Consider the following 5,473-nt stretch of genomic DNA (forward strand, 5'->3'; position numbering starts at 1 on the left):
GGCTCGATCAGAGTCCACTGCTCGTCGGTGAGATCGCCTCGCGCCATGACTGATGGCCTATCAAGACCGGGCCTCCACGCGCAGGCGATCTACCGAACTCGCGATCCGGACTCCAGACAGGACCTAGCACGGGCAGCGCCATCGAGGAGATCGAGCTGCCGACGACGCTGGCGGTCTGTCCGACCAGGTACCGCCGGAAGTCGCGGTGCCGCCACAGCGAGGGGGTCGCTGCGGACCCGGCGGGAGCTGCGGTCATCGGGAACCCCCCTGGGGTGAGGGGACGCTCGCGTCGAGCGGGGCCGTCACCACAGGCTGGCCGCCTTCATCAGGTTGGCCGGGGCCGGGAGTTCGCCGGTGGCCGTGCCGGTGAGCGGGGCGTGGCAGGTGAGGCCGGTGTTGAGGAGGTGCAGGGACCGCCAGCGCATCACGTCGTCCCAGCAGGCGCGGGTGCGGGCCAGGGGCTTCGCCAGCCGGCCCGGAGCGGTGAGGGGGAGATCCTCAAGCTCGCGGCCTCCGGCCAGGAGCCGGGCCGCTGTCACTGGTCCGATCCCGGGCACGCCGGGCAGGTTGTCCGCCGGGTCGCCGGTCAAGGCGCGGAAGTCCGCCCACTGGCCCGGCGTGACGCCGTAGCGCTCCACAACGGTGTCCGCGGTGACGAACTGCCGTTCCGGCGGTGCCTGTGGGCTGAGGATCCGCACGCCCGGCCCGGTTAGGAGGCCATAGAGGTCGCGGTCCCCGGAGAGCACCACCACGGGCCGCCCGTCTGCGACGGCACGTCCTGCGAGGGAGGCCAGGACGTCGTCGCCCTCGGCACCGGGAGCCTCCACCCACGGTACCTGGGCCAGGTCCAGCATCCGCTTGAGCGGTGCCAGCGCCTGAATGGGACTGTGGTCGGCGCCCGGCCGGTTCGCCTTGTACCCAGCGTCGGCCCGCGCCCGCGCGGCGGCGCCGTCCTCGGCGTCGAAGACCACGATCACCTCGTGGCCGGCGCACAGCTCAAGGTGGTGCTTGCGCAGCAGGGCGACGAACCCGAAGGCGCCGGTGGCGTCCGTGCCGTCGAGCGCCTCGAACCGCTTGGGGAAACCGAAGTGGGCGCGGTAGAGGAGGTGGTGGCCGTCGACGAGGAGCAGCGGCATCGTCGCGGGGGTGGGCATGGTGGCGCCTCCCGGCATTCCAGGTGCCTGCAACCGCGGCTCGCGGGCATCCCGGTCCGGGCAGCCTTGCAGGATGGCGGCACCCCAGGGGGCTGAGCCCCGTGATGTGCCGGTCATACGGGCTTCTCCACTCCAGTGTCCGCGGCAGCCGTGCGCGGGCCGGGGACGGTGTCGGAGAACGCCGCGGCCTGGATCAGGTAGGCACGGCGGAACTCGCCGGTATTGGCTCCGCGCGTCTCGTCCATGAGCTCGTCGAAGGTGCCCGACTCGGCGAGCCGGCCGTCCTTCATGACGTGGATAAGGTCCGCGTGCCGGACCGAGTGGAGGCGGTGGGTGATGAAGACGACCGTCTGACCGGTCGCGGCGAGCGCCTGAATCTGGTCAAAAACTCGCTGCTCAGCCTCCGCGTCCAGGGCACTGGTCGGTTCGTCCACGACCAGGATCTCGGCCTGTTTGTACCAGGCGCGTGAGATCCCGATGGTCTGCCATTCCCCGCCGGAGGCTTCCTGGCCGCCCTTGAATCCGCGACCGAGGAGGGTGCCGAGGCCACGGGGCAGGCCGGCGATGAAGCGGTCGGCGCCGGAGAACGCCGCGGCGGCCTCGACCTCGAGGTCGTCGATCGGCGCGGTGGGGCGGCCGACGCCGATGTTGACCCGGGCTGTAAAGGGCCACCTGAAGAACGACTGGGTCATCAGGGCGATCCGGTTGAAGATCTGGTTGCGGTCGGCCTTGGACGCATCGACTCCGTCCCACCAGATCGTGCCTCCGCCCTCGTCCTGGTCGGGGAGATGCAGCCCTGCGAGCAGTTTGACCAGGGTGGTCTTGCCCGAGCCGTTCGCCCCGCAGAGTGCGATGACCTTGCCCATCGGGAAGGACAGGGACACCTTGCGCAGGCTCGGCTCCGGGCTCTGGCCGTCGCTGCCCGGGTAGGTGAACGTAACGTTCTCGAAGCGGATCTCGCGCACCTTCTCCGGCAGGTCCTCGCCGCTCTCCGGGATCGCCCGTGCCTTCGCCTCGTCGCAAAGCCTGTTGAAATCCGTGACGAACAAGGACTCCTGATGGAGATCGGAGGTGCGCAGGACCAGGCTGCTCAGGCTGGAGGTTCCGGTACGGATGGCCAGGACCGCGGTACCGGCGACCGCGAGGTCCATGCGTCCGCTCCACAGGAGCAGGCCGAGCGCACCGTAGGTCAGGAGAGTCGCGATGCCGGTCGCGGCATCGGCGATGAGCCCGATCCGGGCGGCGCTGCGGGCGAGGCGGGTCTGTTCGCGCTCGCTGGACTGGGCCATCTCCCGGAAGTGGGTCAGCAGGAACGGGCCGACTTCGTGGACGCGGACCTCGGCGGCCGCTTCGCGCTGGGTGAGGAGCTGGCCGAGCAGGTGGCTTGCGCGGGCGTGCTGGACGAAGACGTGGAAGGAGACGTAGCGCTGCTTGGAGACGGTCAGGGATCCCCACGCGCTCGGCAGCGTCATCAGGACCAGCAGGGGCATCAGCGCGGGGTGCAGGACGGTGAGGACGCCGGCCGCGGCGATCAGGGAGATTCCGGAGTTCAGGGTGCTGGTGCAGTAGCCGATCATGCGTCGGGCCGAGTCGGCGCCGTAGCGTGCGGCGTCCAGCAGTCGGTGGAACTCGTCGTCCTCGATCGCCGCGAGTTCCACCCGATGCACCAGGCCCAGGTACCGCTCGGTCGCGACCCGCTGGACCTTGGGCTCCAGCTCCCCGGTCGCGGCGGTGGACGCCGACCGCAGCAGCGAGCCCAGCAGCGCCGTGACCGCGACGACGATGAGTGCGGGCACGGCCCGCGTCAGGCGCTCGTTGGTCGTGCCGGCGGCCAGGATGTGGACCAGGACGCTGTTGACGGCGACCAGACCGATGGCCTGGGTGATGCCCCGGCCGACCTCGGATCCCAGGACCACGCGCAGGGCCCGGGCGTCGGCGGCGTGCGCGAGCCGGAGCCCGGTGCCGATCATGGCGGGTAACCCCTTGGCCATCCTCCACAGGCCCAGTTTCAGCCAGTTGCCCTCGTGGCGGTCCCACCCGACGTCGTAGGCCAGCTCCCCACCGAACAGGAGCTGTTCCGACTCCGAGACCACCGCCGCCTCACGGGTCCGCCTCTTGACCTTCTTGCTCACTTCATCCCCCACGTCTCGGTTCGCTTGCTGGTGATCGCTTCGCGGACCGCCCCCGATCCATGCCCCCGGTCCTCAAGCTGCGGCCCAGGTTCCGCTCTCGGCGGCCGGACGCGCCGGTCTTCTTCCGTCCCGCCCGCAGGGAGTGCGAAGGCGGTGTAAAGGGTGCCCGCGACGTAGCTGTTGAGGACGGTGTGGGTCAGGGGCCGGCAGTCGGCCGGAGGGCCGCCCGGATCCGCCCACACCACCTCGCTGTACCGGCAGGCGGCGGCGTTGTACGGGGCACCCGCCCATCGCTGGGTGGAGAAGACGATGCACACCCGGCCCGCACCGGCTTCGTCGCGGTGGTGCACGATGCCGCTGAGCTCGACGTCGTGCGTCCCGACCTGAATGCCCAGCATCTGGGCGGCCTGTCGGCAGGCGGCCTCTTCCAGCCACTCCGAGGGCTCAAGCCGCCCGCCCACCAGGTCCAGCTCGCCCTGGGCGTGGTGCCTGCGGTCCTTGGCGCGGCGGACGAGTGCCACCCGCCCGTCCGCGCGCAGGGCGAGGAGCGCCACCGTGGTGAGCGGCCGGTAGCCGGGCCCAGCGGATTCGAACGGGACGGGTGAGCGTGGGCTGGGAGCGGCGGTCATGAGTCCTCCCTGGTTGACGTGGAACCGATCGATGCTCGAACAACCCCCCACCACGGGGTGTCGTCACGGACGCGACAGGGTGGAAATTTCGAACGCAGATCCGGATTCGGTGTGAAGAGCAGCAGCGTCGGGGGCGCGCGGGTTTGAACTCATCCGTTCGAGTGGTCGGTTGGCGCGTGGCACTCGATCAGGGTCTTGCGCGGCCCCTTCACGGCTCTGCCGGGGCCCGGTTCAGGCGTCTGGGCGGGACGGGCGCCGTGGCGGGCGGGAGTTGGGGCGCCGGGTTCGGCTGGGGGAGGCTGGCACGGATGACGGCCTCACTGCGCTGGAGGGCGTCGGTGAGCGCGGTATGTAGTTCGGGCGGCAGGGTGTTTGCGGCCAGGGAGCAGACCGCGAGGAGGTTTCGGCAGTCCTGTATCTGGGTGTCGGTGAGGAGAGCCGCGAACAGGGGGTGGGCGAGGGTCTCGCGGGCCGCGTATCCGTCACGTGCGCGGACGGTGCGCCGGTGGAGGTCTCTGGCTACAGCGGGGCAGGCCCGATGGCATGCGGTGGTGAGGATGTCCAGGACGGTCAGCCCGAGGCGGATGTCGAAGACGGTCGTGCCGTGCCCTGCCTCGTGGTCGAGGTAGGTGGTGGCCAGCTCGTCGAGGTGGCGGGCGGCGGGCCGGCGGGCGCTCTGACGGTGCAGGGCGGCGAGGCTGGCGGTGACGGCCTGTTCCCAGGGCTGGCCGGGTTCGGTGTCGGTGAGGAGGGCAGCAGCGGTCTTCTTGTCGTCCTGGACGAGGGCGGCGAGGACGGCGACTTGGCGGCCGTCGAGCATCCGCCGGCCGATGCCGTGGTGAGCGGTCAGGTGGGCCAGGGCTTCGGCCCAGCGGCCGGTGGTGGTCAGGGTGCGGGTCCCGTCGGCGAGCAGGACCCGCCACAGCCACGCCTGGACCTCCCTGCGGGCGTCGGGGCCCTCGGTGAGGTGGGCGGGCACGGTGATGCCGTCGAACTGTGCTGTATCGGTGGTGCGGGCCGTGTTGTAGAGGCGCATGAGGCGGGTGCGGCCGTCGTCTTCGCGGCCGGCTCGGATCTGCAAGCGGGCGAGGTTGACGAGGGGTTCCAGGGCGCGGATCGCGGTCATCGCGGGCAGCGGGCAGGCGTGGAGGTAGGCGGCGGCGTGCTGGTGGCACATGGTGCGGGCGAGCTGGGGCAGGCCGGTGTCGGCGGCGATGAGGGCGGCCTGGTTGAAGACGGCTGAGGCCAGCCCTTGGTTGCCGGTGTGTTCGGCGGTCTCCGCCAGGGCGACAAGGCTCTGGACGCGCTCGGGCAGGGGGAGGCAGGCCGGGCGGAAACGGGCGATGAGGGGGAAGCGCCGGGCTATGGGGCCGTGCGGGTCCATGAACATCTCCAGGGGCTCGGCGGCGACGGGGGTTGGTGTGGTGGCCGCCCCCCCCCCCGCCGGGCCCCCCCCGCGCCAAGCGCCCGGGCGCCCGCCTCGCCGCCGGAGCCCTCGCGGCCGCCGTCATCGGCGGCGGACCGGCCGCCCCCGTGCCGCCGCTGCTGAACAACACCA

General features: G+C 71.5%; 4 protein-coding genes. All 4 read right to left on the minus strand.

Annotated elements, in window-relative coordinates:
* Nucleotides 1-302: 302 nt before the first annotated feature.
* Nucleotides 303-1,154, minus strand: coding sequence for a 5'-3' exonuclease (locus OTB20_RS39185; protein WP_267824694.1), 852 nt, complete (start codon nt 1,152-1,154; stop codon nt 303-305).
* A 113-nt stretch (nt 1,155-1,267) separates the two neighbouring features.
* A complete protein-coding gene (locus OTB20_RS39190; protein WP_267824716.1) occupies nt 1,268-3,145 on the minus strand; it encodes an ABC transporter ATP-binding protein in 1,878 nt (625 codons plus the stop codon).
* Nucleotides 3,146-3,282: 137 nt separating this feature from the next.
* Complete coding sequence (locus OTB20_RS39195; protein WP_267824695.1) at nt 3,283-3,915, minus strand: NUDIX domain-containing protein; 633 nt, start codon at nt 3,913-3,915, stop codon at nt 3,283-3,285.
* 208 nt (nt 3,916-4,123) lie between these two features.
* Entirely contained in the window at nt 4,124-5,299 is a 1,176-nt protein-coding gene (locus tag OTB20_RS39200; protein ID WP_267824696.1) for a hypothetical protein, read from the minus strand.
* Nucleotides 5,300-5,473 lie beyond the last annotated feature (174 nt).

Source organism: Streptomyces sp. H27-H1 (assembly GCF_026627445.1).
Taxonomy (GTDB): domain Bacteria; phylum Actinomycetota; class Actinomycetes; order Streptomycetales; family Streptomycetaceae; genus Streptomyces.

Bases quoted from the DNA above. Each gene is read 5' to 3' on its own strand.
- OTB20_RS39200 (WP_267824696.1), bottom strand. From the start codon at position 5,299: ATGGACCCGCACGGCCCCATAGCCCGGCGCTTCCCCCTCATCGCCCGT.
- OTB20_RS39190 (WP_267824716.1), bottom strand. From the start codon at position 3,145: ATGGCCAAGGGGTTACCCGCCATGATCGGCACCGGGCTCCGGCTCGCG.
- OTB20_RS39195 (WP_267824695.1), bottom strand. From the start codon at position 3,915: ATGACCGCCGCTCCCAGCCCACGCTCACCCGTCCCGTTCGAATCCGCT.
- OTB20_RS39185 (WP_267824694.1), bottom strand. From the start codon at position 1,154: ATGCCCACCCCCGCGACGATGCCGCTGCTCCTCGTCGACGGCCACCAC.